This window comes from Streptomyces botrytidirepellens, assembly GCF_003721215.1.
GTDB lineage: Bacteria > Actinomycetota > Actinomycetes > Streptomycetales > Streptomycetaceae > Streptomyces > Streptomyces himastatinicus.
In genome coordinates, this window is the sequence record NZ_RIBZ01000883.1 from 17618 (window position 1) to 43167 (window position 25550).

The window sequence follows — 25550 nt, forward strand, 5'->3', positions numbered from 1 at the left end:
CTCACCTACAGCAGGAAGCCGGACGCGTTGACGGCGTCCTCGGAATTGACCAGCCGGATGACCTTCTCCTGGATCAGCGGCTCGGGCCCGTCCAGCCGGATCCGGTGGGTGACGTCCGCACCGAGCACGAAGGTCTGCTCCCGCCGGTGGCCGACCAGCACCTGTGCGGAGCTGAGCGTCAGGGTCGCGTCGTCGTGGTGCTGGACCACGAACCGGGACAGGGTGCGCACGGTGCGCGCGGCGGCGGCGACCGAGATCGAGTGGCCGGACGTCAGCCGCTCGATCCGCATCCGGCGCATGCGGTCGTCGTCGTAGACCATGTTGAGGGTGGACTCGAAGTCCTCGGTCTCCGGATCGATGGGGATCACATACCGGCCGTCCGGGGCCCAGAGCCGGTCCCACTCGTGGTACTGCTTGCGGTCCAGCAGATGGGCCTCGCGCCAGACGAGTTCGACGGCCGCGGCGGTCCGGGGATCGGCGAGGTGCGGCAACTCCGGTGCCACCCGCGCGTCCGGGGTTGCGGGGGTCTCAACGGACATCGGTCATCATCGCCTTCCACATCGCGTACGCCTCGCGCATACCGGTCTCGTCGGTGGCGTGCGAGACGCGTCCCTTGCTGTCGTCCTGCTCCCGGGACAGCCCGCGGTTCACCATGATCGGCACACCGGGACCGGCCGCCGCGCCGCGCTGGACGCGGTCCCATGCCTCGGAGTCATCGGGGCTGCCGAACCCGAACGGCCCCTGGAAGTGCTCGTGGATCCGCAGCCGTTCACGGTTGACGATTTCCGGGCCGCCGTCCAGGCCCAGCGCCATGTGCCGGATCTCCGTCTCGGTGGCGGAGAGGGGGCGCAGCACCCGGAAGAACGCCATCGACATGGCCACGTTGGGGAACAGGTTCAGGTTGAACCCGGCGCCGTGCATGGAGCGCACGATGCGCCGCACCTGTGCCGGTTCGTAAGTCCGGGACAGTTCCTCGACGATGTGTCCGAAGCGCTCCTGCAACTGCTCGGTGCCGTCGTCCTCGTCGAGGTCGACGTGTTCCGGCACCATGACCATGACGCTGTGGCCATTGCCCAGGGAGTGGGTGACCGCCTTCTCGTCGGTCATGAACGACAGCATCTCGGCGGTCTCGGAGTCCACGGAGGACATCCAGGAGCGGTGCACGATCGGGAAGTGGTACCCGTCGGTGGTGTTCTCCAGCTGGATCTTCCAGTTGCCGTTGAACCGGAACTTGTGCTCGCCCTGCACCTTGATCGGGAAGCCCGCGCCCTGCTTCATGAACAGGTCCATCCAGTGCCTGGCCGGGCCCAGGAAGTCGGCGAGGGGTTCGACGTCCGGGTTGAAGCTGGCGAAGATCATCCCCGCGTAGCTGTCGACCTTCAGCCGGTGCAGCGGGAAGTCCTTCTTCTCCAGGACGTCCTCGTAGCCGTCCGGGTACGGGATGCCGCGCAGCTTTCCGTCGAGCGCGTAGGACCAGGCGTGGTACGGGCAGGTGAACCCGTTGGCGTTGCCCCGGGGCGCCTCGCACAGGCTGGCGCCGCGGTGGCGGCAGCGGTTCAGCAGGACGTTGATGCCACCGCGCCGGTCGCGGGTCACGATCACCGGCTGACGGCCGACCATCGACGTTCGGAAGTCACCGGCGTTCGGGATCTCGCTCTCGTGCGCCACCCACACCCAGGTGCGGTTGAAGATGCGGTCCATCTCCAGCTCGAACAGCTCCGGGTCGGTGTACAGGGAGATGTCCACGCGGTCTTCCTGGACCAGGGTGGCGATATCGGGGCCGGAGGGGCTTCCGGTGGGGGCGGGTTCGGTTGATGCGGTCATTCCGCCTCTTCCTGTGAGTCGGTGCGGTCCGGCTGTTCGTTCCACTCGGCGTGAGCGGTCCAGTAGTCGCTGCCATCGGCCCGGATGCCGTGGCGCCATGGGGTGGTTCTGCGCAGGGTGGGTTCGGCGGCGGCGCAGGCGGCGTCCGCGCCGTCGGGGCCTTCCTCGGTGGCCGCCCAGTGGACCCAGTTCAGCTCCCTGCCGTCCGAGTCGTGCAGGAACAGGTCCACATGGGGCCAGCCGTAGGGGCGGATGTCGCGGTAGCAGGTGAGGAGCAGCGTGCGGCCGTCGTCGTGTACGGTCATCGCCCCGCCGCCTCGGCCGTGGGGAGGCCGCTCGTGAAGACGCGCTCGGTGCGGAAGTGGCGGATGCGGGCCGTGTCCCCCTCGATACGGAAGTCCACCTCCAGCCTGGCCACGACGAGTTCGGCGGCTCCGGACGCGTACCGGGACAGTTGCTGCATCAGCCACCTCCCCCGGACCGTCTCGCCCTCCGTGTGCGTCGTACCGGGGTGGAGCAGGTGCACGTTCGCCTGGAAGTGCGGGTTCGGCGGCAGATGCGCCGACACCATGTCCGCGATGGCCCGTGCGCCGGTCGTACGGCCGAACTTCGCGGCGTAGAGAGGGCCCACGCCCTCCCACACGGCGTCCGGGGTGAACAGGTCCTCCAGGCTGCCGGTGGCGTCCGGCGGCCGGGGGACGTCGCACAGCTCCAGATAGCGGATCAACGTCCCGTGTGCGAGATGTTCGGGCGAGGACATGCTGGAACGGACTCCTCTCCGTGATCGGGGTGTGCTGCCGTCTCTGGGGCCGGCGCCACCGCGATGACGGTGACCACGCCCATGCCGATCAGGAACAGGGCGATCGGCCAGGACGCGCCCGCCCAGGCGAACAGCGCGGTGGCGATGATGGGCGAGAAGCCACCGGCGACCATCGAGGCCAGCTCATGGCCGAAGGCGACCCCGCTGTAGCGCACCCGGCTGTCGAAGAGTTCGTGGAAGAACGACGGCTGAGTGCCGATCATCGTCCCGTGGCAGACCACGAGCGCCACGAAGGCCGCCACGAACACCAGGACCGGGTTGCGCGAGTCGAACATCAAGAAGAACGGGTACGCCCAGACGATCATCGCGATCGCACCGCCCAGGTACACCGGGCGGCGCCCGACGCGGTCGGACAGCGCTCCCCACATCGGCATCGCGAACGATTCGGCCAGCATCCCCACCACGACCGCGGTCAGCACCAGGTCGCCGTCCAGCCCGATCGTGGCCGCGTAGGAGAGGCTGAAGGTGAGGAAGACGTACAGCGCGCCGTTCTCGGCGATGCGCGCGCCGAAGGCGATCAGCACCGCCTTGGGATGGGTGCGCAGGACGTCGAGGATGGGCAGCCTGGCCTTCTTCTCGGCGGGCGCCGCCTGCCGGGCCGCGGGCGTCTCCATGACCCGCATCCGGATCACCAGTCCCACGGCGGTGAGCACGATTCCGGCCAGGAACGGGACGCGCCACCCCCAGGCGAGGAACGCGTCCTTGCTGGTCACGGCCTGGATCAGGGTGAAGACCGAGGCGGAGAGGACGAACCCGAGCCCCACGCCCGTCTGGCTCCAGGCCGAGTAGAAGCCCCGGCGGTGGTCCGGGGCGTGTTCGCTGACGATCAGCACACCGCCGCCCCACTCGCCGCCGACGGCGATGCCCTGCACGACCCGCAGGCCCACCAGCAGTACCGGGGCCCACACGCCGATGGTGGCGTAGCCCGGCAGCGTGCCGATCAGGAAGGTCGAAACCCCCATGATCATCAGGGTGATGACCAGCATCGACTTACGGCCGAGCCGGTCGCCGAAGTGCCCGAAGACGATGCCGCCGAGCGGCCTGGCGAGGAATCCCGCCGCGTTGGTGCCGAAGGCGGCGATCGTGCCCACCAGCGGGTCGAAGGTGGGGAAGAACAGGGTGTTGAACACGAGCGCGGCGGCCGTGCCGTAGAGAAAGAAGTCGTACCATTCCAGGGCGCTGCCGACCAGACTTGCGATCGCCGCCGTGCGCACCTGGCGCGGGGCACCTTTCGTTTCTGCCATGTAGGGGTCCTCCATCGGCCGCCTCTTACGATCACCAGCCGCGGCCCGGCTGTTCACGCATTGTTTGCGGAGGCGTGGATGGAGGAAATGCCATTGGCCCGGTCACCGGACCGAAAAGTTTGCGTACGCAGCCGCTTTGCCGGAATCAGCCCTTCACCGGCGCGACATCCCGGGTCAGCGCGCGGCCCGCCGCCGTGACCACGGGAGCCAGCCTGCGCACATCCAGACGCTCGGCCGGGCCCACCACGGTCAGGGTCGCCACGGCGACACCGTCGACGAACACGGGCGCGGAGACCGCCGCGTAGCCCACGACCAGTTCCTGGCGGTCGACGGCATAGCCCTGTTGGCGCACCTGCTCCAGCTCGGCCTCCAGCCGGGCCGGATCGGTGATCGTCCACGGGGTGCGGCGGCGCAGCGGGGAGGCCATGACGTCCTCGCGTATCGCCTCGGCGCCGAAGGCCAGCAGCGCCTTGCCCGACGCCCCGCAGTGGAACGGCACCCGGCCCTCGACCTCGGTGACGGCGACACCGCCGCCGCGCTGGCTGAAGTACTTCTCGACGAAAACCACGTGACGGTCGCCGGGGAAGGCGAGCACCACGGTCTCCCGCGTGGTCAGCGCCAGGTCTTCGAGGTAGGGGGCCGCCATCAGCCGCATGGCTCTCGTCCGGGGCGCGCGCTGGCCCAGCTCGAAGAGGAGGGAGCCCAGCTCGTAGCGGCGGCCGTGCCGGTTCAGCAGGCCGACACCGACCATCTCGGTGGCCACCCGGTGGACGGTGGTCTTCGCCAGCTCGGTCCGCCGCGCCAGCTCCGACAGACCGAGCACCGGCGCCCCGGTCTCGAAGGCCCCCAGGATCAGCCGCACCTTCCGCAGCAGGGAGTCTCCCTCCAGCCCGGTACGCATCCGCCGCCACCTTCCTCGTGATCGCTCCAGCCGGGGCCACGGCGGGGCCCGAGCGGGTGCATGGTTCCTGCACGAGCATCGTGCACAGCGCTGGTCGGCTCAAGAGGCCGGGGGGTTCACCGCACCCCGGCGGGCCGGAATTGCACACTGATCCGCGGTCCGGCCGTCCGCGAGGTCTTGGGGATCGCGTGTTCCCAGGTCCGCTGGCAGGAGCCGCCCATCACGAGGAGATCGCCGTGGCCGAGCGGCCGCCGCACGGTGGCCCCGCCGCCGCGGGGGCGGAGCAGCAGATCGCGTGGCGCGCCCACGGACAGGATGGCGACCATGGTGTCCTCCCTGCGGCCGCGGCCGGTCCGGTCGCCGTGCCAGGCCACGCTGTCGTGGCCGTCGCGGTAGTAGCACAGCCCGGCCGTGGTGAACGGTTCGCCCAGCTCGGCCGCGTAGTGCGCGGAGAGCGCGTCCCGGGCCTCGGAGAGGACGGGATGGGGCAGGGTGTCGTCGGCGCCGTAGAAGGCGAGCAGCCGCGGGACCTGCACCGTACGGTCGTACATCCGCCGGCGCTCGGCCTTCCAGGGGACCTCGGTGGCGAGCCGGGCGAACAGGGTGTCCGCCCCGCTCAGCCACCCGGTCAGCACATCGATCCAGGCCCCGTCCCGCAGCTCGGTCCTGCGCACTCCGTGCAGCGGGCCGAGGCCGATGGCGTCGGCCTGGTCGAAGAGCGAGCCCTGGAGATACGCGCCCATGGCGGCAAGTGTAACCAGGTAATCGAGCAGGTGTGCGATGGCGTGGCTATGAGGTCCATCTGATGTTGGGGTTCAGGTGGCCGGTCCAGTTGAAGACGGCCATGTTGTCCCAGCCGTCGCCGCTGTTGTTGATGTCGGCCGGGTCCCAGCCGTTGCCGGGGACCGCGTACCAGGTGGGCTCCCAGTAGAAGACACCGATCGCACCGGCGTTGCGGGCGGTGGTCTGCACGTCGGTGAAGTTCGCGGCCTGGCCGGTCCAGGTGAGCGGATAGCCCGAGCAGCCGGAGGTGACCGAGTTGCCGGTGCTGTCGGCGTTCGCCGTGGTGAAGGGGTACGCGGTCTCGGCGATCACGACGTCCTTGCCGTAGCGGGACCTCATGTCGGCCGTGACGTCGTACAGGGTGGACAGCGTGCCGTGCCACATGCAGTAGTACGACAGCCCGGTGAGGTCCCAGCTGACGCCCTTCGCCTTGATCCCGTCGTAGAACCAGCGCGCGTGCGCGTCGCTGTCCGCGTTCGCGGTGTGGATGATCACCTTGGTGCCGCTGTTGCACGCCTTGGTGGCGTTGTAGCCCGCCTTGAGCAGCAGGCTGAGGTTGGTGAAGTCGTTGTTGACCACCTTGCCGTCGTTCCACAGCATGCCCACGTTGATCTCGTTGCCGATCTGCACGCTGTCCGGGGCGGTGCCCTGGGCCTTGAGGCTGTTGCAGACGTCGTAGGTGTAGTTGTAGACGTCGGTCTGGAGCTGGCCGATGCCGTGGCTCGCCCAGGCCGCGGGCTTGTACTGCTTGCCCGGGTCGGCCCAGGTGTCCGAGTAGTGGAAGTCGACCAGCAGCTTCAGGCCCTTGGCCTTGACCGTCTTGGCGTAGGCCAGCACCTTGGCCTTGTTGTTGTAGCCGCCGGCGGGGTTGTTCCAGACCCGCAGGCGGACGTAGTTCACCCCGGCGCCCTTGAGGATGTCGAGCGGGTCGGCGGCGTTGCCGTTCGCGTCGTAATACTTCGCGCCCAGGTCGAGGGCGCGCTGTGCGGTCGACACATCGGCGCCGCGCATGCTGAGCGCGTTCACGGCGGACGCCTTGGCGGGCACCGTGAGCAGGGTCGCCGCCAGGGCGAGCACGGTGGCGAGCAGCGCGGCCCTGAGCGTGCGTCCGCATGCGTACGCGGTCACCGTGTCCTCCTCCGGTCCGGCACCGCGTCCGGGCCGGGCGCGTGGCCGACCGGGGCGGCGATAGGGGCGGCGACCGCGGTGCCGGGGGCGGTGCACGGCTTGCCGTTCAGGGTGAAGTCCCGCGGTGCGGGGTTGCTGCCGGTGTACGAGCCGTTGAAGCCGATGGTGGTGGAGGATCCGGTGGCCAGGGTGGCGTTCCAGCCGGCGTCCCCGACGGTGACCGCGGTGGCGTTCTGGCGCCACGTGCCGTTCCAGCCCTGGGTGACCTTCTGGTTGCCGCTGAAGGAGAAACCGAGCTGCCAGCCGTTCACGGTGGGGCCCTTGTTGGTGATCGTGACGGTGGCCGTGAAGCCGCTGCCCCAGTCGTTGCCCACCGTGTAGCCGACCGTGCAGGCGGACGCCGGGGCCCCGGTGGTGGTCACCCGTACCGGGGCCGATGGCGGGGAGCTACGGCCCGTGGTGTCCTTGGCCACGACGCGGAAGGTGTACGCGGTGGCCGGGGACAGTCCGGTGACGGTGGCGCTCGTGGCCGGGACGGCGACGGTGGCGACCGGGACGCCGGTGGTGTCGCCGGAGTACACCTCGTAGCGCGCCACCGGGGACGATCCGGCGGTGGACGCGCCCCAGGCGAGGGTGGCCCGGTCGGAACCGACCGCGGTGGCGGACGGGGTGCCGGGCGCGGTGGGCGGCTTCGCCTCGGAGGATCCGGCGGGCAGGACGTACTCGGTGATGGAGTAGGCCGGGAAGGTGGCGGTGAAACCGCCGTCGGTCAGCGGCTGGTCGGCCAGGTGCTTGATCGCGGTGACATCGTCCTGGCCGTACCGGTAGACCTGCGCCGAGCCACCCGGCGCGCTGCCGCCGGTCACGGATACCGGGGCGGTCAGATCGCCGGTGGTCTTGTTGACGACCATCACGGTCAGCGCCTTGTCGCTGCTGCGCTCGGCCGCGTAGACCGCGAGCTTGTCCTGGTCGGCGCTGGCGGCGCGGACCGCGGTGTCGCCGAAGGAGCCGCCGTTGCCGTCGTAGTTGCGGAACATGCGGAAGGCGAAGGCGCCGGGCTCCGTGGACGTGGGCGGATCCCACAGGGTGGCGAGGTCCAGCCCCTCCCGGCCGAAGATGCCCAGCACATCGGCCTGGGCGAGGGCCCCGTTGATGTGGTCGAGCGCGCCCCAGTTGTACTCGGTGATGGCGAGCTTGGTGCCCGGATAGTTCTCGTCGACCAGGGAGCGCATGCGCGGGATGAACTGGACGGGCTGGTTGATCCAGCTCTCGTCCACATAGCTCGGGTCCCACAGCTGCCGCGTGGAGCGCAGCCGCAGTTCCTGGGTGGCCGCGTCCACGCTGCCGCCGAACACCCCGGTCTGCTGCGGGTAGATGTGCTCGTCGAAGTAGTCCAGGATGCGGCGGCCGTGGCTCTGCTCGTACGCCTTCATCTGCTGGAGGTACCAGGGCGCGAACAGCTGCCCGCCGTGGGCCGCCCGGTCGGGCGGGTTGGACCAGCAGTCGCCGCCCTTCTCGCCGCACGTCTTCTGGTCGAGGCCGGAGTAGATGAGGGAGTTGAAGCCCCAGCCGACCGGGCCGAGGGTCTTCGCGCCCGGGTCGGCGTCCTTGATGGCGGCGGCGGTGGCGTACGTGCTGTCGCGCATCTCGTCGTAGCCCGTGCCCTCCGGGTGGACGTCCCGGTGGGTGCTCCACCACAAGTCGGGCTCGTTGTCGAGGTTGTAGAAGCCGACCCCGCCGTCGTCCGCGGGGCCGTAGGTGCGCTTCAGGTACTCGACCCAGCCCTTGGTGAACTCCGGGCCCGCGGGGACGCTGGTTTCCTTCGGGTCGTTGCCGGTGACGTTGGTGCCGTCGGTCTTCACACCGTTGCCGCAGTCCGGGCGCCACTGGGCGTCATTCGCCTTCTGCGGCCCGTACTTGGCGATGCTGAAGCCACAGGCGGCGTTGCGCGCCGCGGTCGTCCAGCCGCTCATCGGCACGGTCATCACGGTGTCGGTGCCGGTGCGGCGGTCCTGCTCGACGAACTTGTTGGCCTGCGAGCCGTCCGGGAGCTGGGCGGTGCCGTTCTCGTAGTACAGGTTCTCGAAGTACCAGTCGTGGCCCGCGTTGTACGCGTCGAGCTGGTAGTTGTAGCGGCTGGTGGCGTTGCCGCCCCACCGCCGGACCGGCAGGCGCAGCTCCTCGGCCAGCGCCTCGTCGGCGAAGTTGATCCCGTAGATGTGCGGGTCGATGGCCTTGCGGCCGGTGGTGGTGTCGACGCTGAGGGCGGGGCCTTCCGCGGCGGAGGAGGCGGCGGGCCGCGCTCCCCCGCCGGGTAAGGCGCCCGCCTGGTGGGGGCCGGCCAGTCCGGCGGCGGCCACCAGCAGCACCACGGCCGCCGACGCGGCTCTCGGAGTCATGCGCTTGGGTCTCCTTCTCAACGGCCGTGCTGAGGACGGGGAGAGATGGGAGCGCTCCCACCTTGCGCATGGTCAGTGAGCCCCGCGGGAGTGTCAACCGTCTCGACCGAACCGGCCCGCGCCGGTCGCCATCTCCGCATGTCGTACGTCGCGTACGGCCCGTACGTCATACGCGTGGATCCAGCCGAAGTCCTCGGGCACGGTGGCCAGCTTGCGGTCGCGCCGCTCGGCGGCGGGCCCGTCGGGCAGGTGCAGCAGGTCCGAGGTCACCCACGAGCTGCGCTGCACCTGCCGGGTGCGGACGCGGCGCAGCCGCTCGTAACGGCTCAGCGCGGAGTCGTAGTCCCCCGGCCCACCCGCCTCGGCCAGGCAGTCCGCCAGGGTGGCGGCGTCCTCGATGGTCTGGTTGGCGCCCTGCCCGTGGTGGGGCAGCATGGCGTGCGCGGCGTCCCCGAGCAGTACGGCGCGGCCGCGGGTCCAGCTGCGCAGCGGGTCCTGGCCGAACAGGGCCCAACGGTCGCTCTGCGGCGCCCCGGTGACCATTTCGGCCATCGCCGGATGCCATCCGTCGAACGCGGCGGCGAGTTCCCCCGGAGCGGCCTCGGCGCGCCAGGAACCGGCGGTCCACCGGGCGGGGCCGCGGACCACCGCGAGGAAGTTGATCGTGCCCTGCCGGTCGATCGGGTAGTGCAGCACGTGCGCGCCCGGTCCCATCCAGAACTGGATGGCTCCCGGATCGGGCAGCGACGGCACCCGTTCGGCGGGGACCAGGCCCCGGAAGCCGCTGGTGCCCGAGTACGCGGCGGGCTCACCGGCGTGCACCCAGCGGCGGACCGCGGAGTGGACGCCGTCGGCGCCGACGACGAGGTCGAAGCGGCCCTCGCCGGGCCCTTCGGCCAGCTCCAGGCGCATGCCGTCGCGCTCCTCGGCCAGGCCGCGCACCCGCGCTCCGAGGTGCAGCCCTTCCTGGCCCCACGCGGTGCTCAGGAGGGTCTGGAACACCGCCCGGTGCACACCGCGGTAGGCGCCGCCGTACCGCTCGCGGTACGCGCTGCCGACCGGGTGCGCGGCCACCCGGTGGCCGTCGCGCCAGTGGCGGTAGACGAGTTCGGTGGGGACCGCGGAGCTTTCCCCGAGGGCGGCGCCGAGGCCGAGTTCGTCCAGCAGGCGCGTGGCGTTGGCGGACAGCGCCACCGCCGCGCCGGTCTCCTTCAGCTCCTCCGCCTGTTCGAAGATCTCGGCGTCGATGCCGCGCTGCCGCAGGAAGAGCCCGAGGGTCAGCCCCCCGATCCCCGCTCCCACGATCGCCACGCGCGGTGCCGTCGTCATGGTGTCAGCCTCCGTTTCTTCGTTCCGCCCGTCGTGCGTTCCCTCATGCCCCGGCGTCGTCGGCCGCCAGGTCGGACGGGTGCCGGGCCAGGGGTGTGACGTCGATCGTCATATAGGGGAAGAGGGGCAGGTTCCACAGGACGCGGTGGAGTTCCTCGTTGTCCTCGACGTCGAAGACGCTGAGGTTGGCGTACTGCCCGACGCACCGCCAGATGTGGACCCAGGTGCCCGCCTTCTGGAGGCCCTGGCAGTACGCCTTCTCACGCGCCACCAGGTCCGCGCGCACCTCGGGGTCGAGGTCGCGCGGCAGGTCGACGTCCATCCGTACCGCGAACAGCACCGCGCATCACACCTTGTCGAGGACGAAGTCGTAGGTGACCTCGCGGCCGCCGCCGTCCGCCGCGGGGCCGGGGTCGAGGATGAGCTCGGGCTTCACGGCCCGGGCGATGTCGTCCGCGACATGACTGCCGCCCTTGAAGTACAGCTGGGTGGTGACGAGTTGGTGGCCGGGCGCCGACACCTTCAGATGGAGGTGTGCGGGACGCCAGGCGTGCCAGCCCGCGGCGGAGATGAGCCGCCCGCAGGAGCCGTCGGTGGGGATCTGGTAGGGCGCGGGCTCGATGGTGCGGACCTTGAAGTGGCCCTGGGCGTCGGCGACGACGGTGCCGCGCAGGTTCCACTCGGGCAGGCCCGGGGCGAACTGGGAGTAGTAGCCGTCGTTGTCGGCGTGCCACATCTCGATCACGGCGCCCGGCAGCGGGGTGCCGTCCACGCAGGTGACCTGGCCCTGGAAGAGCAGCGGGGTGCCCTCCTCGCCGTCGCGCATGGGCAGGGTCGCCTCGGCGGGCAGGCTCGGGGCGCCGGGGACGTAGTACGGGCCCTCGATGGTGCCCTTGCTGCCCTCGCGGTTCTCGCCCGCGACCTCCTCCACGACGTGCTCGACCCAGACGTCCAGGAACAGCGGCCACTCGCCGTCCTCGCCGACCTGGATCAGCCACGCCTTGAGCGCGTCGTACTCGGCGTAGGTCAGCTTGTGGCGGCGGATGATGTCGTGGGTGGCGGCGAGGAGTTCGGAGACCAGGGTGTCCACGCGTGCGGTGTCGGCCCCGGCGGCGCCGGTGTGCCCCTTGGTGCGGAACCGCTCGGTGGCGGCGGCCCCGGACGCGGCCGCGGTGGCCTGCTCGGCGGGCCGGTCGGTGCTGAGGTCGGTCATGATGGCGTTCCTTGTCCGTAGGTCGTGTCGGTGATCGTTCCCGCGGCCGTGTCAGCGGCCGTGTCAGCGGTCCTGGCGGTAGCGGGCCAGCTTGCCGGGGTCGACGTCGATGCCGAGACCGGCGCCCTCACGGATGCGCAGGGTGCCGTCCTCGATGGTCAGCGGCTCGGCGAGGAGGTCGTCGGCCATGTCGAGGAAGTTCGACAGTTCGCCCGCGTGCCGGGAGGCCGTGCGGTGGGCGGCGCCGAAGGCGACCGCGCACAGCGTGCCGATCTGGCCGTCGATCTGGTTGCCCATGACCACCTCGACGCCCAGCCCCTCGCACTGGTGCAGCACGCGCTGGGAGGCGGTGAACCCGGTGCGGGCGGTCTTGATGCTGATGGCGGTGGCCGATCCGCCGAGGAGTTCCCGGGTGACCTCGGCGGCCCGGGTGGCGCTCTCGTCGGCGATGAAGGGGACGGGGCTCTGGGCGACCAGCCAGCGCCGTCCCAGCACATCGTCGGCGGGGCAGAGTTCCTCGGCGAAGGTCAGGCCGAGGTCGGCCATCTCCCGCAGGGCGCGCGCCGACTCGGACGCGCTCCAACCGCGGTTGCCGTCGATGTAGAGCCCGGCGTCCGGGCCGAGGGCCTCGCGCAGCGCCCGGCAGGCGTCGACGTCGGCGCGGTAGGGCTGCCGTCCGACCTTCACCTTGAACGTGGTGATGCCGTACGTGTCCCGGACCCGCAGCGCCTCGGCCACCATCTCGTCCGTGGGCGCGAACCCGACCATGTGGCTCACCCGCATCCGGTCGGTGAAGCCCCCGAGCAGGCCGGACACCGGCATGCCCGCGGCCTGGCCGAGGATGTCCCACAGCGCCATGTCGACGGCGGCCTTGGCGGTCGGGTTGCCGACGGTGCGGTCGAGCTTGTCGTGGACCGCCTCGCGCTCCAGCGGCGTCAGGCCCAGGATCTGCGGCGCGAAGATCTTGTCGATCACCGCCACGATCGACTCCTGGGTCTCCCCGTAGGTGTACGGCCGGGGCGGCGCCTCGGCGGTCCCCATCAGACCCTCGTCCGTGTGCACGCGCACCAGGACGTGATCGGCGGTGTGGACCTCGCCGCTCGCGAACCTCAGGGGCTTCTTGTAGGGGATGGCGAAGGGGATGGCCTCAACCTTGACGATCTTCAATGCCGCTCTCCTTCGAGTCTCCTGCGAGGAAAACATCGTTCTGCTCCAGCGCCTTGAGGAGGTTGCGCAGCAGCGGTGAGTCGTCGTCCTCGCGCCAGGCGAGGTCCAGGCGGACGCACAGCGCGTCCTCGATGTCCTTGCACACCACTCCCTCGCGCGGTGCGGAGCGGATCGAGTCCGGCAGCACGGCGACGCCGAGCCCGGCGGCCACCAGCGCCAGGGCGGCCGAGGTCTCGGTGACCTCGTACGCGCGGTGCGGGTAGAAGCCGGAGGCGAGACAGCTGCGGACCACCGCGTCGCCCACGACGGAGCCGAGCGCGGCCGCGTACATGATGAAGTTCTCGTGGCGCAGCTGCTCCACCCGCACGGTGTCCGCCTCGCCGAGCCAGTGCCCCTCGGGAACGGCGGCCACCAGGGGCTCGGTGGCGATGGGGCGGTGGACGATGCCCTCCTGCCGCACCGGCGGACGCAGCACGCCGACGTCGAGGCGCCGTTCGGTCAGCCCCGCTTCCTGGGCGGGCGTGAGCATGTCCGTGTGCACCTCCAGGATCACCTGCGGCAGCTCGCGCTTCACCAGCCGGGCCAGCACGGGCAGTTGACGGTACGAGGCGGAGCCCGTCAGGCCGATCCGGAGCACGCCCTCCACGCCGGAGGCGAACCGCCCGACCCGGGCCACCGCCTCGTCGACGGCCGTGAGGATCCGTTCCACATCGGTACGGAACACCTCACCGGCCCCGGTCAGGGCGACCTGCCGGGTGGTGCGGGCGAACAGCTCCACTCCCAGCTCCGCCTCCAGCCGTCGGATCGCCTGGGACAGCGGGGGCTGGGCCATGTGCAACCGTTCCGCGGCCCTCCCGAAATGGCGGGTCTCGGCGACGGCCGCGAAATACCGGAGCTGCCTGAGTTCCATCGGAAACTCCCCTCGAACGCGCCTCAGCGTAGGCAACGTGTCCCATACACCACAAATACCTGGTCACAGCGTATTGAGACGTGGGAGATATCAATAGGGGAGAAGGTCCATCGCTGCGGGGAGCCGGTCAGCCCGCGCCCCAGACGTCGGGCCGGGAGCCGTCGATGTCGGTGAATCCGTACTCCGCGGCGAGCCGGGCGGAGCTGACGGACTGCTGGTTCCATCTGGCCCGGCCGGGGTCGGCGGCCAGGGCGGCGACGGCACGGCCGACGTAGCGCGGCGATTCGGAGGAGGCGAAGGACCGGGGAGCGGTCGGGCGGCCCTCGCCCCGGTCCGGGAGCAGCGCGTCGCGCCAGTTCTCCTCGCGGACCCCGTAGGCGTCGAGCATCATCTCCGAGCGCAGCCAGCCGGGCGTGAGGGCGACGGCCGTCGCCCCGTGGGGCGCCAGCTCATGCCCCTGGGAGAAGGCCAACCGGTTGACCGCGGTCTTGACCAGGTCGTAGAAGACCGAGATCCGGTAGCGCCCGGCGTTGTACGCGGCGGTGCCGTCGGTCATCTCGACGAGCAGTCCGCCCGGCTTCCCGATCAGGAGCGGCAGCAGATGGTGCGAGGTGATCAGGTGGGTGTCGAGGCCGAGCCGGAGGATGCGCAGACCGGCGTCGAGATCGTGCTCCCAGACGGGGGTGTTCCAGTCCGCGGGCCTGCCCTTGAGCCGTTCGGCGCCCCAGATGTCGTTGACCAGCACGTCGATGCCGCCGTGGTCGTGGCGGATGCGCCGCGCCAGGCGCCGGACCTGCTCGGGGTCGAGGTGGTCGGTCTGTACGGCGATTCCGGTGCCGCCGAGCCGGGTGACGTGTTCGGCCGTCTCCTCGATCGTCTCGGGCCGGTCGTAGTCCGATCCGCCCGAGCCCGTGACGCTGCTGCGGCCCGTACAGATGACGGTGGCACCGGCCTCGCCCAGCGCGGTGGCGATGCCGCGGCCCGCGCCACGCGTCGCCCCCGCGACGACGGCGACCCGTCCGCGCAGCGCCTCGTGGTCCGGTGACCAGCTCACCCGGTGAGTGTCGCACGCCGGAGGGCGCTCACGGCACCTCGCGACACCCGGTCAGCTCGTGGGCAGCAGCACGACTCCGTCCTGGTCGGCGTGGAGGATGTCGCCGGGGGTGAAGGTGACACCGCCGAAGGACACCGGCACGTCGACCGCGCCCCGCCCGGCCTTTCCGCTCTTGCACGGGATGGCGCCGAGGGCCTGGACACCGACCCGTATACCGGCGAGGGCCACGCTGTCGCGGATGGCTCCGTACAGGACGAGACCCGCCCACCCGTTGGCCTCCGCCCGGTTGGCCATGATGTCGCCGACGAGGGCGGTACCCAGCGAGGCCCCTCCGTCGCCCCGCCCCGAGCTGTTCCGGGAGAACGCCGCCCGCCTCCACCACGGCACCGACGCCTGGCGCGGCGTCGAGGCGCCGGGCAGCACCCGCTTCCCCTGGAGCCCGGAGTCGACCTACGTCCGCCGCCCGCCGCATCTGACCGGCCTGGCGGCCACCGCCCCGGACCGCGTCACCCTGGGCCGGGCGAAGGTGCTGCTGCACCTCGGCGACGACGTCACCACCGACCACATCTCCCCCGCGGGCCGGATCCCCGCCGACAGCGCGGCGGGCCACTGGCTGGCCGAACGCCAGGTCGCCCGCCGGGACCTCAACCAGTACTCCACCCGCCGCAGCAACCACGAGGTCATGCTGCGCGGCGCCTTCACCAACCCGGCGGTGACCAACCAGCTGCCCGGCACCCGGTCCGGTGCGGGCGCCCACACGTACACGGCCGACCGCACCCGCGTCCTGCCGGTGTACGAGGCCGCGCCCACCTATCGCGACGCGGGCTACGACCTGGTCGTCGTCGCGGGCCGCAACTACGGCGCCGGTTCCAGCCGCGACTGGGCGGCCAAGGCCCAGGCCCTGCTGGGGGTGCGCGCGGTCGTCGCCGAGTCGTACGAGCGCATCCACCGCAGCAACCTCATCGGCATGGGTGTCCTGCCGATGGAGTTCGCCGAGGGCGACAGCGCCTCGGCCCACGCGTTCACCGGAGAAGAGGACCTCTCCTTCGAGGGGCTCGGCGAGCTGCGCGTCGGGACCAACCGGGTGATCATGCATCTCCACGGAGGTGACGACCGCCACACCACGGCGGAACTGCGGCTGCGCATCCACTCCCGGCAGGAACTCGCCTACCTGCGCCACGGCGGCATCCTGCCGTACGTGGTCCGCCGTTCCCTCCAGGGACCATGATGGCCCTGCGGGGACGACGGCGAGAGAGACGGTGGAGATGGACTGGGAGAGCTTCGCGGAGCAGATGGCCGTGATGGCGCGGGACCTGCTGGCGCAGGACTCGGTGGACGGGACGCTGGAGCGGATCACCGAATGTGCCGTGGAGATCGTCGAGGGGTGCGACGCGGCCGGAATCCTGGTCCTCCACGGTCAGAAGGTGGAGACCCTGGCCCCGACCGAGGGGCTGGTGGTCCGCTCCGATCAGTTGCAGGAGCTGACCGGTGAGGGCCCGTGTTTCGACGCCGCGCTCCGCAGCGAGCCCGTCCACCGGATCAAGGACTTCGCCGCGCCGCAGGAGAGGTGGCCCGAGTTCGGGCGCCGGGCCCGCGACCTGGGCATCGGGAGCATGATGGGGTTCCTGCTCTACACGCGGGAGGAGGAACTCGGTTCGCTGAATCTCTATTCGCGGAGTACGGGCGTCTTCACCAAGGGCAGTGAGACGGCGGGCTGGCTGCTGGCCTCGCACGCCGCGGTCGCGTTCTCCAGCGCCCGCACCGCCGACCAGCTCCAGCAGGCGCTCTCCACCCGGCACACCATCGGCGAGGCCATGGGCATCCTCATGGAGCGCCTCAAGATCAGCGAGGACGACGCCTTCAGCGTGCTGCGGCGGGTGTCCCAGGAGCGCAACATCAAGCTGCGGGACATCGCCCGGCAGGTGTGTGAGAGCGGCGGCATCGACGACTGACCGCCGCCGTGCCGCCGAGGGGCGGCTCCACCGGCCCGCATTCTGGACCGGAAGAGCCTGGCCATCCCGTTCCCCCGGGGGACTCGCGGACAGCGTGGGCGGCGAGTACCCGCCGCCCGGACCCGTATGCATGCGCACCGGACCCGATGAGTGATGACCGGTCAGCGGGCCAGCGGCGGTCAGCGGGCGAGCGCCCGTCAGCGGGCCAGGGCCGGGATGATGCCGCCCGCGAGGACCGCCTCGCACTGCCGCGGGGAGAGCCGGTGGCGCAGCAGGTACTCCTCGTCCCGCGTGACGTTGCGCACCCGGAGCGTCGGGTCGTCCGTCCTGGCGAGGGCCTCGTGCAGACCGGGCAGGCGCAGCCGGTCGTCGGTCTCGATGCGCTCGTAGTCGCCGGGGTCGTCGAATTCGAGGGCGAGGACGCCGAAGTTGGCGAGGTTCTGCCAGTGGATGCGGGCGTACGACTTGGCGATGACCGCCCGTAGTCCGAGGTAGCGCGGGGTGATGGCGGCGTGTTCGCGGGACGAGCCCTGGCCGTAGTTCGCCCCGGCCACGATGAGGTGTCCGGTGTCGTCCCGGGCCGACGCGGCGCGCCGGGGGTAGTCGGGGTCCAGCCGGGTCAGGGTGAACTCGGCCAGCTTCGGGATGTTGGACCGGTACGGCAGGGCCTTCGCCCCGGCCGGGGAGATCTCGTCGGTCGAGACGTCGTCACCGGCCTTGAGGAGGACCGGGCCTTCCAGGGTGTCCGGCAGCGGATCGAGATCGGGCAGCGCGGAGATGTTGGGGCCGCGCCGCAGCTGGACGCGGCGGGCCTCGTCCGGCGGCAGCGGCGGCTCCAGCATGGCGACGTTGACCGACGCCGGTGCGGGGGCGTCCGGGGTGGGCGGGACCGCCGACAGGCGGTCGGCCCAGTCGCGCGGGTCCGTGATGACGCCGGTCAGCGCGGAGGCCGTGGCGGTCTCCGGTGAACACAGCCACACCGCGTCGTCCTCGGTGCCGGAGCGGCCGGGGAAGTTGCGCGGGAACGTACGCAGCGAATTGCGCCCCGCGGCGGGGGCCTGGCCCATGCCGATGCAGCCGAGACAGCCCGACTGGTGGATGCGGCCACCGGCGGCGATCAGGTCGAACGTGGCACCGGAGCGCGTCAGGTCCTGGAGGATCTCGCGGGACGTCGGGTTGATGTCGAAGCTCACCTCGGGCGCCGTCTGCCGCCCCGCCACCATGGCCGCCGGTACGGCGAAGTCGCGGAACCCGGGGTTGGCGGAGGAGCCGAGGACCGCCTGCCCGATGGGCTCCCCGGCGGCCTCCCGGACCGGCACGACGTTTCCCGGGGAGGTGGGCCGTGCGATCAGCGGCTCCAGGGACGACAGGTCGATCTCCTCGTCGAGGTCGTAACGGACGTCCTCGTCCGCGACGATCTCCACGAAGTCCTCGCCCCGCCCCACCCCCGCCAGGAAGTCGCGCACCGCGCCGTCGGAGGGGAAGACGGTGGTGGTGGCGCCGAGTTCCGCCCCCATGTTCGCGATGACGTGCCGGTCCATGGCGGTGAGGGAGGCCAGGCCGGGCCCGTGGTACTCCAGTACGCGGTGGACGCCGCCCTGCACCCCGTGACGGCGCAGCATCTCCAGGATCACGTCCTTGGCGCTGACCCACGGCGGCAGTTCCCCGGTCAGCCGGATGCCCCAGATCGCCGGCATGGTCAGGTGGAGCGGCCGTCCGGCCATGGCGAGAGCCACTTCCAGGCCGCCGGTGCCGATCGCCAGCATGCCCAGGGAGCCGCCCGCGCAGGTGTGCGAGTCGGATCCGGCGAGCGTTCTGCCGGGGGCGCCGAAGTGCTGCATGTGCGTCGGGTGGGAGACACCGTTGCCGGGTTTGGAGAACCACAGGCCGAAGCGGCGGGCGCCCGAACGCAGGAAGAGGTGGTCCTCGGCGTTGCGCTCGTCGGCCTGGAGGATGTTGTGGTCGACGTACTGGACGCTGACCTGCGTACGGACCCGGTCCAGCGCCAGCGCCTCCAGCTCCTGCATCACCAGGGTGCCGGTGGCGTCCTGGGTGAGCGTCTGGTCCACGCGCAGCGCGATCTCCTCCCCCGGCCGCATGCTGCCGGACACGAGGTGGTCGCCGATCAGCCGCTGCGTCACGGTGCCGTGTGCGTGGCCATGGGGCAGACCCATAGCGGTACCGCCTTCCCGGTGCGGCGCTGCCGGACGGTCCGGGCGCCACCATGCGGGTTCCCGTTCCGCGGCCGCCATGCAGGGCCCGCCCCGGCACAGTCACCCGGACGGGCGTCCCGGCCCCGGGCCCGGCGTCAGCCGCCGTCCGCGTCCGCGGCCGCCGGGGCGGTGCGGACGGCCCAGCGCTGTTCGACCTTGGCGATCCGCCAGTAGGCCAGCGCCGCGGCCCACACCACGACGAACAGGCCGACGATGATGAACCCGACGTTGTCCAGGTTCAGGCCGGAGATCCAGCCGGTGACGGCGTCCCGCAGGGCGAGCTTGTCGTGGAGCACGCCGACCAGCTCGATGGTGCCGATGAGGAAGGCCACCGCGATCGACAGACCGGTGATGGCCAGGTTGTAGAACACCTTGCGGACGGGGTTGGAGAACGCCCACTGGTAGGCGAAGTTCATGAAGGTGCCGTCGAGGGTGTCGAACAGGCTCATCCCGGCGGCGAACAGCAGCGGCAGACACAGGACGGCGTACCAGGGCAGTCCCGCGGCGGCGCCGCTCCCGGCCATCACCATCAGCGTGACCTCGGTGGCGGTGTCGAAGCCGAGCCCGAAGAGGAAGCCGAGCGGGTACATCTGGCCGGGCCGGGTGATGGACTTCGTGAAGCGGCCCAGGACGCGGTTCATGAAGCCGCGCGAGTCCAGGTGCGCCTCCAGCTCCGACTCGTCGAACTGCCCGGCGCGCATCGCCCGGAACACCCGCAGGATGCCCAGCAGGGCGACCAGGTTGAGCGCGGCGATGAGGTAGAGGAAGGTCCCCGACACGGTGGTGCCGATGACCCCGAGGACCTGGTGGGTGCCGGAGTTCTCGTTCACCAGGGTGCCCGCCAGCCGCGTACCGCCGGCGACCAGCGCGGCCAGCAGCACCACGACGCTGGAGTGGCCGAGCGCGAACCAGAAGCCCACCGACACCGGCCGCTTGCCGTCGGCCATCAGCTTGCGGGTGGTGTTGTCGATCGCGGCGATGTGGTCGGCGTCGAAGGCGTGCCGCATGCCCAGGGTGTACGCGGTGATCCCGAGGCCGACGCCGAACGTCTTGGCGCCGACCTCGTAGTGGTGCGGGGTGACCACCAGGAAGAGCAGACCGAAGGCGACGGCGTGCAGGGCGACGATCACCGCCAGCAGCCCGGCGGTCCGGACGGTGTCCTCGCGCCGCCATGCGAATGCGGTGGGCAGGGTCATGCGGTCACGCTCCAGCACCTCGTGGATCACTTCGTGAGATGCCGCGGCCGGTCTCCTGGCTGACGGGTCGACGCGACCGCCCCTGCCTTCCCGGCCGCGCGAGGCGGCCAGTGGCTCCGCGGCCCGGTCCTGCGGCCGCGGAACGGGACGAGAACTCCCCGATTCACAGTGGCGAGGGCCGCTCCGGTTTCCCACCGGCTTCCCGAACACCACGGCGCGGCAACTGTAGGCGGCACCCCGCAAAACCGGCAAGTGGCGCACTTTCAGCAACGGTCAGGCGCGTGCGGTTCGGCAACGGTCACGCGCGCGAGGTGAGGATGCTGAGCGCGTTGGCCGCGACGATGGCGCCGATGCTCGCCCACTCGGTCCACCCCAGGCCCTGGCCGAGCAGGACCCATCCGACGACGGCGGCGAGGACCGGGTTGACGCTCATGAAGAGCCCGAAGGTCTGAGCGGGTACGCGGCGCAGCGTGAACAGGTCGGCGAGGTAGGGCACGGCGGAGGACAGGACACCGGCCGCGATGGCGTATCCGGCCGCCCCCGGCGTCGGCGGGTGCTGCACGGCGATGGCGATGCCGACGGGCAGGAACAGCACGGCGGAGACCGCCGCGGCCGCAGCCGACCCCTGCGCCCCGGGGACGCGGCGGCCGACGGTGCGGTTGAGCAGGATGTACGACGCCCAGCAGGCGGCGGCCAGCAGCCCGAGGCCGAGGCCCAGGTAGTCGGTGGAGGGCTGAGGACGCATCAGGGTGACCACGCCCGCCAGCGCGACCAGCGCGCAGCACGCGTCCGTGCGGCGGTGGGAGGCGGACAGGGCGATGGTGAGCGGCCCGAGGAACTCCAGGGTCACCGCGAGCCCGAGGCCGATGCGGTCGATGGCGCTGTACAGGGACAGGTTCATGGCGCCGAAGACCAGGGCCAGCAGCAGCACCGGCCACCACTGCTGCTTGGTGAAGGACCGCAAGCGGGGGCGGCCGACGGCCAGCAGGACGATGGCCGCGACGTACTGGCGTACCGCGACGACACCGGAGGCTCCGAGCACGGGAAAGGCGAGGGAGCCGATCGCGGCGCCGGTCTGGTTGGACAGGCCGCTGCCGGCCATGATGAGCACACCGGCCAGCGGGTGCCCGGCCGGTTTCCGGCCCGGGGCGTCCGGCAGATCCGGACCGGCGCGGTGTGACGTGGCGGTCGGCTGGGCGGGAGCAGGAGCGGAAGCGGGAGCGTGGGCTGCGTCCATACCGCGATCGTGCGGTCGCGCGAGCGTTGCGCAAAATGCGTTGACCGCCACACCTATACGCTTGGGTTATGGATGTGGAGCTGCGACAGTTGCGCTGTCTCGTCGCGATCGTGGACGAGGGCACCTTCACCGATGCCGCGATCGCGCTCGGAGTCTCCCAGGCGGCCGTGTCCCGCACGGTGGCCTCGCTCGAACGCGCCCTCGGGGTGCGCCTGTTGCGGCGTACCTCCCGGACGGTGACCCCGACCGGCACCGGGCTGCGGGTGGTGGCGCAGGCCCGGCGGGTGCTGGGCGAGGTGGACCATCTGGTGCGGGAGGCCACGTCGGGTCACACACGGCTGCGGATCGGCTACGCGTGGTCGGCGCTGGGCAGCCACACCCCCACCTTCCAGCGCCGCTGGGCCGCCGCCCATCCGGAGACCGATCTGCACCTCGTCCGCGTCAACGCCACCACCGCCGGTCTGGCGGAAGGGGCCTGCGACCTGGCCGTGCTGCGCAGGCCGCTGGAGGACCAGCGTTTCGACTCCGCCATCGTGGGGCTGGAGCGGCGGCTGTGCGCGATGGCGGCGGACGACCCCCTGGCCCGGCGCCGCTCCATCCGGCTCGCCGACATCAGCGACCGCACGCTGCTGGTCGACCGGCGGACCGGCACCACCACCCCCGAGCTCTGGCCACCCGGCTCCCGCCCGGACACCGAGGAGACGCACGACGTCGACGACTGGCTCAACCTGATCTCCACGGGCCGCTGCGTGGGGATGACGGCGGAGTCGACCGCGCACCAGTATCCGCGGCCCGGCATCGTGTACCGGCCGGTGCGCGACGCCGAGCCGATCGCGGTGCGGCTGGGCTGGTGGCGGGACGATCCGCACCCCGCGGGGCAGGCGGTGATCGAGCTGATCACCGCCCTGTACCGCACGGGGTGACCCCCCGGTCTGCGCCTTTAGTAGAAGTGTCGCCGTCCGGCGACCGCGTGACCGGCGGCGCCCATGGCCCACAGGACCGCCCCGATGACGAGAAGGACGATGCCGATCGTCCACAGAACGGCGATGCCGGTCAGCAGACCGATGATGAGGAGAATGACCCCGAGGACAATCATGGTGTCCTCCGATCTCTCGAGAGTGCTCCACTTCCACTATCTGCCTCTTCCGCCTGCCACGCCAACACGTCGCACCCCGCCGGGGCTATCCGTGCGCGGCTCGGGCATCGTGGCTCCGACGTGTTCACCAGGAACCGCGAGGAGTCATCGATGACGACAGCCGAGTCCAGCGAGTCGGCAACCGGGACCGCCGAGCCCGTGGTGCGCGCCGCCGCCGGTGCGGTGCGCGGCCGCCGGGAGGGCGGTCTGGCCGTGTTCCGCGGCATCCCGTTCGCCGAGCCGCCGGTGGGGGACGCGCGGTTTCAGGCGCCGCGCCCCGTGCGCTCCTGGGAGGGGACGCGGGACGCGTACGTTTTCGGGCCGCCGCCCCCGCAGGAGTCGGGGTTCATGGGCCGCGCCGGGGTCCTGGAGGCGCCGACGGGCGACGACTGGCTGACGGTCAACGTGTGGACGCCCGAGCCGGACCCGGCCGCCCGCCGCCCCGTCATGGTGTGGATCTACGGCGGCGCCTACAAGCTCGGCCACTCCGGCAGCCCCGGCTACGACGCCCGGCGCATCGCCCGTGACGGCGACGTCGTCGTGGTCACCCTCAACTACCGGGTCGGCATCGAGGGCTTCGCCCAGATCGACGGGGCGCCCGCCAACCGCGGTCTGCTCGACCAGGTCGCGGCCCTGGAATGGGTGCGGGAGAACATCGCGGCGTTCGGCGGCGACCCCGGCCGGGTCACCGTGTTCGGGGAGTCGGCCGGAGCCGGATCGGTCGCCTCGCTGCTGGCCATGCCGAGCGCGGCGGGACTGTTCCGGCGCGCCATCGCGCAGAGCGTGCCGGGCACGTACTTCTCCGGCGAGCTGGCCCGGGACATCGCGGGCGCGCTCGCCGCCGAGGTGGGCCTGCGGCCGACGGCCGCCGATCTGTCCACGGTGGATCCGCGGCAACTGCCCTCGGCGGGCGAGGCGCTGGGCCCCGCCATGCGGCGGTACGAGGAGCGGTGGGGGGAGGTGGTGCACACGCTGACCCCCTTCGCGCCCGTCGTGGACGGCGAGGTGCTGCCGACCACCCCGTGGCAGGCGCTGGCGGCGGGCTCGGCCCGCGACGTGGAGCTGATCTCCGGGCACAACCGGGACGAGTACCGGCTGTTCCTGGCCCTCGGCGGGCAGCTCGGACTGGCGGGCGAGAAGGAAGCGGCGGCGGCGCTGCGCGCGTTCGGGCCGGGCCCGGACGGCGAACGCGCCTATCGCGCCGCCTTCCCCGAAGCCTCCCCCGCCGACCTCCACGAGCGGGTCCAGTCCGACTGGCTGTTCCACATGCCCTCGCTGCGGCTGGCCGAGGCCCAGGTGGCCGGGGGCGGCCGGGCGCACGTGTACGAGCTGACCTGGCCCGCCCCGGCGGGCGGCGGCGTCATGGGCGCCTGCCACGGCCTGGACATACCGCTGCTGTTCGGCACCTTCGACGCCGACCTCGGCCTGCTGCTGTTCGACGGCTCCGGTCCCTCACCGGAGGCCGAGGCGCTGTCGTCCCGCTTCCGTACGGCCTGGACCGCGTTCGCCACGACGGGCGACCCGGGCTGGCCCGCGTACGACCCCGACCGCCGCCTGACCCAGGTCTTCGACGCGGCGCCCGAGGTCACCGCCTACCCGGAGGAGACCTCCCGGCTCCTCTGGCAGGACCACACCTTCCCGGCCCTGCCGCTGCTCAGCTGACTGCTCACGTCACGCCTTCGGCGCGCCGGACGTTGGCGACCATCGTGCGCAGCACCTTCAGCGCGGCCGCGTACTCCTCGTCGCCGACCCCCTCGTGGACGACGGCGCGCAGTTCGGTGACCAGCGCGCGCAGCGTCACGCGAGCGGCTTCACCCGCGTCGGTGAGGTGCAGACGGTCGTCGGCGTCCGCCCGGAGCCAGCCACGGTGCAGCAGCTGGTCGACGACGCGCGGGATCTCGTACGGACCGTCCGCGAGGGGGGTCAGCCGGTCGGCCACCTCCTCGCGGCTCGGCGCGGCGGGCCAGGAGTGCACGCAGTTGAGCACCCAGTACTGCGGCTGGGTGACGTCGATCCTGGCCATCGCGTCGCGCAGATGCCGGGTGACGGTCGCGTGGGCCAGGCCGGTCCAGTAGCCGACCGGCTGGCTCGCCAGCATGTCCTCGGTGGCGGCAGGATCGGCCGGGGCCTGGTCGGTGAGGCCGTTGCTTAAGACAGTCATGATCGTGACGCTACCGTCCGGCGTCGGACGGGAACACGGCCCGCGTCCCACCCCGTCCCCCGGCGCCGGGGGATACGGCCCTACGCTGGTGGCCGTGCACATCTGCTTCGTCTGTAGCGGGAACATCTGCCGCTCACCGTCCGCCGCGCTGGTCTTCGCCGAGCATCTGCGCCGCGCGGGGCTCGACGGCGCGGTGCGGGTCACCAGTGCCGGTATCGGCCCCTGGCACGTCGGCGAGGCCGTCGACGAACGGGCCGGTGAGGTGCTGGTGCGGCGCGGCTATCCGGTCGAGCACGTCGCGGCCCAGGTCGGCGCCGAGCATCTGGACGCCGACCTGTTCCTGGCGATGGACGGCGGCCACGAGCGGGCCCTGCGCCGCCTGGTCGACGATCCGTCGCGGGTCCGGATGCTGCGGTCCTTCGACCCGCACGCGACCGGCGACCTGGACGTCCCCGATCCGTACTACGGCGGCCCGGAGGGATTCGACACGGTGCTGGACATGATCGAAGCCGCGACGCCCGGCCTGCTCGCCTGGGCGCGCGAGCGCGTGGACGCATGACCGCCGGTCCGGACCCGGCCGGAACCGGCGAAGGGCCGGGCGCGGCGGCGGCCCGCCTCACCGGGCGCCCGGTGACCGGCGAGCGCGCGATGTCCGGGGCGCTCGCCGAAGTCACCCTCGACGGCGGGCAGGTGGTGATGGTCAAGCGCGGTGACGACCCCGGCGCGGTGGAGGCGGAGGCGGCGGGGCTGCGCTGGCTGGCCGACACCGGCACGGTCCGCGTCCCGGTGGTGCACGGCCACGATCCGCGCTGGCTGGTGACCGACCGGGTCCCGTCCGGCCGGGCGGGCGCCCCCGCGGCGGCGCGGTTCGGCCGCGACCTGGC

Annotated in this window: 26 protein-coding genes, 1 pseudogene and 1 riboswitch; of the genes and pseudogenes, 6 read left to right on the forward strand and 21 right to left on the reverse strand. The window is 71.7% G+C overall.

All coding sequences use genetic code 11. From position 1 onward, the window contains the following. Positions 1-5: 5 nt before the first annotated feature. The 16 genes from EEJ42_RS49360 to EEJ42_RS49435 all read right to left on the reverse strand — a co-directional run bounded on the left by EEJ42_RS49360 (position 6) and on the right by EEJ42_RS49435 (position 15066). Complete coding sequence (locus EEJ42_RS49360; RefSeq protein WP_123108669.1) at positions 6-539, reverse strand: aromatic-ring-hydroxylating dioxygenase subunit beta; 534 nt, start codon at positions 537-539, stop codon at positions 6-8. Further along, the gene (locus EEJ42_RS49365; protein WP_123108670.1) at positions 529-1824 is read right to left on the reverse strand and encodes an aromatic ring-hydroxylating oxygenase subunit alpha; all 1296 of its coding nucleotides are present in this window, start codon (positions 1822-1824) and stop codon (positions 529-531) included. Before EEJ42_RS49365 ends, EEJ42_RS49360 begins: the two co-directional genes overlap by 11 nt. Continuing rightward, complete coding sequence (locus EEJ42_RS49370) at positions 1821-2129, reverse strand: hypothetical protein (protein ID WP_123108671.1); 309 nt, start codon at positions 2127-2129, stop codon at positions 1821-1823. Before EEJ42_RS49370 ends, EEJ42_RS49365 begins: the two co-directional genes overlap by 4 nt. Continuing rightward, entirely contained in the window at positions 2126-2584 is a 459-nt protein-coding gene (locus EEJ42_RS49375) for a nuclear transport factor 2 family protein (protein WP_123108672.1), read from the reverse strand. The genes EEJ42_RS49370 and EEJ42_RS49375 overlap by 4 nt, the downstream gene beginning before the upstream one ends. Continuing rightward, positions 2548-3888, reverse strand: coding sequence for an MFS transporter (locus EEJ42_RS49380; RefSeq protein WP_221179512.1), 1341 nt, complete (start codon positions 3886-3888; stop codon positions 2548-2550). The genes EEJ42_RS49375 and EEJ42_RS49380 overlap by 37 nt, the downstream gene beginning before the upstream one ends. Positions 3889-4033: 145 nt before the next feature. Beyond that, a complete protein-coding gene (locus EEJ42_RS49385; protein WP_123108673.1) occupies positions 4034-4789 on the reverse strand; it encodes an IclR family transcriptional regulator in 756 nt (251 codons plus the stop codon). A 116-nt stretch (positions 4790-4905) separates the two neighbouring features. Further along, positions 4906-5532 (reverse strand): alpha-ketoglutarate-dependent dioxygenase AlkB, encoded by a 627-nt coding sequence (locus EEJ42_RS49390; protein ID WP_123108674.1) that lies wholly within the window; start codon positions 5530-5532, stop codon positions 4906-4908. A 46-nt stretch (positions 5533-5578) separates the two neighbouring features. Next, complete coding sequence (locus EEJ42_RS49395) at positions 5579-6700, reverse strand: glycoside hydrolase family 53 protein (RefSeq protein ID WP_123108675.1); 1122 nt, start codon at positions 6698-6700, stop codon at positions 5579-5581. Beyond that, the gene (locus EEJ42_RS49400) at positions 6697-9099 is read right to left on the reverse strand and encodes a glycoside hydrolase family 44 protein (RefSeq protein ID WP_123108676.1); all 2403 of its coding nucleotides are present in this window, start codon (positions 9097-9099) and stop codon (positions 6697-6699) included. The genes EEJ42_RS49395 and EEJ42_RS49400 overlap by 4 nt, the downstream gene beginning before the upstream one ends. A 93-nt stretch (positions 9100-9192) precedes the next feature. Continuing rightward, on the reverse strand, positions 9193-10428 hold the full coding sequence (locus tag EEJ42_RS49405; protein ID WP_123108677.1) for an FAD-dependent monooxygenase: 1236 nt from the start codon (positions 10426-10428) through the stop codon (positions 9193-9195). Between the two features lie 43 nt (positions 10429-10471). Next, entirely contained in the window at positions 10472-10768 is a 297-nt protein-coding gene (gene catC / locus EEJ42_RS49410; protein WP_281291703.1) for a muconolactone Delta-isomerase, read from the reverse strand. Between the two features lie 6 nt (positions 10769-10774). Beyond that, on the reverse strand, positions 10775-11641 hold the full coding sequence (gene catA / locus EEJ42_RS49415; protein ID WP_123108678.1) for a catechol 1,2-dioxygenase: 867 nt from the start codon (positions 11639-11641) through the stop codon (positions 10775-10777). 63 nt (positions 11642-11704) lie between these two features. Continuing rightward, complete coding sequence (locus EEJ42_RS49420; protein ID WP_123108679.1) at positions 11705-12808, reverse strand: mandelate racemase/muconate lactonizing enzyme family protein; 1104 nt, start codon at positions 12806-12808, stop codon at positions 11705-11707. Next, positions 12789-13718 carry a LysR substrate-binding domain-containing protein gene (locus tag EEJ42_RS49425; protein WP_123108680.1) on the reverse strand — a complete coding sequence of 310 codons (930 nt, stop codon included), beginning with the start codon at positions 13716-13718 and terminating at the stop codon, positions 12789-12791. The genes EEJ42_RS49420 and EEJ42_RS49425 overlap by 20 nt, the downstream gene beginning before the upstream one ends. A 127-nt stretch (positions 13719-13845) precedes the next feature. Further along, complete coding sequence (locus EEJ42_RS49430) at positions 13846-14772, reverse strand: SDR family oxidoreductase (RefSeq protein WP_123108681.1); 927 nt, start codon at positions 14770-14772, stop codon at positions 13846-13848. A 51-nt stretch (positions 14773-14823) separates the two neighbouring features. Further along, positions 14824-15066: an RraA family protein gene (locus tag EEJ42_RS49435; protein ID WP_123108682.1), complete on the reverse strand. Its 243-nt coding sequence runs from the start codon at positions 15064-15066 to the stop codon at positions 14824-14826. Position 15067: 1 nt separating this feature from the next. Between EEJ42_RS49435 and EEJ42_RS49440 the strand changes: the two genes are divergently transcribed. Next, positions 15068-16000 (forward strand): hypothetical protein, encoded by a 933-nt coding sequence (locus tag EEJ42_RS49440; protein WP_246098054.1) that lies wholly within the window; start codon positions 15068-15070, stop codon positions 15998-16000. Between the two features lie 37 nt (positions 16001-16037). Continuing rightward, complete coding sequence (locus EEJ42_RS49445) at positions 16038-16724, forward strand: GAF and ANTAR domain-containing protein (protein WP_123108691.1); 687 nt, start codon at positions 16038-16040, stop codon at positions 16722-16724. Positions 16725-16921: 197 nt separating this feature from the next. On the opposite strand, the gene EEJ42_RS49450 is transcribed toward EEJ42_RS49445, so the two are convergent. The 3 genes from EEJ42_RS49450 to EEJ42_RS49460 form a co-directional block, all read right to left on the reverse strand. Continuing rightward, a complete protein-coding gene (locus EEJ42_RS49450; RefSeq protein WP_123108683.1) occupies positions 16922-18898 on the reverse strand; it encodes an aconitate hydratase in 1977 nt (658 codons plus the stop codon). A 134-nt stretch (positions 18899-19032) separates the two neighbouring features. Beyond that, positions 19033-20133 carry a Nickel transporter NicT gene (gene nicT, locus EEJ42_RS49455; protein WP_246098056.1) on the reverse strand — a complete coding sequence of 367 codons (1101 nt, stop codon included), beginning with the start codon at positions 20131-20133 and terminating at the stop codon, positions 19033-19035. A gap of 28 nt (positions 20134-20161) precedes the next feature. Continuing rightward, positions 20162-20362, reverse strand: a riboswitch (cobalamin riboswitch). Positions 20363-20431: 69 nt separating this feature from the next. After that, positions 20432-21370, reverse strand: a complete 939-nt coding sequence (locus EEJ42_RS49460; protein WP_123108685.1) for an EamA family transporter — start codon at positions 21368-21370, stop codon at positions 20432-20434. A gap of 68 nt (positions 21371-21438) precedes the next feature. On the opposite strand from EEJ42_RS49460, the gene EEJ42_RS49465 reads away from it, so the two are divergent. Beyond that, entirely contained in the window at positions 21439-22293 is an 855-nt protein-coding gene (locus tag EEJ42_RS49465) for a LysR family transcriptional regulator (protein WP_123108686.1), read from the forward strand. A gap of 17 nt (positions 22294-22310) precedes the next feature. On the opposite strand, the gene EEJ42_RS51585 is transcribed toward EEJ42_RS49465, so the two are convergent. Beyond that, a complete protein-coding gene (locus EEJ42_RS51585; RefSeq protein ID WP_179938312.1) occupies positions 22311-22466 on the reverse strand; it encodes a DUF6131 family protein in 156 nt (51 codons plus the stop codon). Positions 22467-22616: 150 nt separating this feature from the next. Between EEJ42_RS51585 and EEJ42_RS49470 the strand changes: the two genes are divergently transcribed. Then, a complete protein-coding gene (locus EEJ42_RS49470) occupies positions 22617-24167 on the forward strand; it encodes a carboxylesterase/lipase family protein (RefSeq protein ID WP_123108687.1) in 1551 nt (516 codons plus the stop codon). Between the two features lie 4 nt (positions 24168-24171). Here EEJ42_RS49470 and EEJ42_RS49475 read toward each other — a convergent pair whose 3' ends face one another. Next, complete coding sequence (locus EEJ42_RS49475) at positions 24172-24666, reverse strand: MarR family winged helix-turn-helix transcriptional regulator (RefSeq protein ID WP_123108688.1); 495 nt, start codon at positions 24664-24666, stop codon at positions 24172-24174. Positions 24667-24760: 94 nt separating this feature from the next. Between EEJ42_RS49475 and EEJ42_RS49480 the strand changes: the two genes are divergently transcribed. After that, entirely contained in the window at positions 24761-25225 is a 465-nt protein-coding gene (locus EEJ42_RS49480) for a low molecular weight protein-tyrosine-phosphatase (RefSeq protein ID WP_123108692.1), read from the forward strand. Further along, positions 25222-25550, forward strand: a pseudogene (locus tag EEJ42_RS49485) (fructosamine kinase family protein); the annotation flags it as partial. The gene EEJ42_RS49480 and the pseudogene EEJ42_RS49485, both read left to right, overlap by 4 nt.